This window comes from Brevibacterium sp. SIMBA_078 (assembly GCF_046534565.1).
GTDB lineage: Bacteria > Actinomycetota > Actinomycetes > Actinomycetales > Brevibacteriaceae > Brevibacterium.
The window spans coordinates 1-447 of the sequence record NZ_JAWRYQ010000028.1 but is presented as its reverse complement, the minus strand read 5'-3'; the positions used below and the strand labels follow the sequence as shown (position 1 = coordinate 447).

1 protein-coding gene is annotated in these 447 nt (G+C 38.3%); it reads left to right on the top strand.

Translation table 11 applies throughout. The features are described 5' to 3' along the window. On the top strand, positions 1–447 hold a 447-nt coding region (locus tag SB749_RS18710), incomplete at both ends, for a phage integrase SAM-like domain-containing protein (RefSeq protein WP_410711622.1).

The window sequence follows — 447 nt, the reverse complement described above, 5'->3', positions numbered from 1 at the left end:
AACTAACCATCGAGAAAAAATCACCTGATAGCACAGGCCGCCAACAACTACTGTTAACCAGAAATTATGGTTCTTACCTAAACGAAAACGGCAAACGAGTTAAACGCCGTAAAAGACAATCAATGGACTTGTTCATTTATGCCAACCCTAAAGACAAGTTCCAACGTGACCACAATAAAAAGACCTTAGATATTTCAGAAAAGATAAGAGCGCAAGCGATTGTCGATTTAGCTAACAACAAGCATCACTTTGAAGACTCAGAAAAACAGCAAGAAAGCTTTTATAGCTACATGCAGCAAATAATTAATGACAAAGAGCACACTGATAGCCCATCAAACGTATCGCTATGGGAATCATCGTTAATGCATCTAAAGAGATATTGTGAAGGAAATCCGCTGTCATTTGCTGATTTTGATGCTGATGTATTACTTGGGTTCAGAACATACC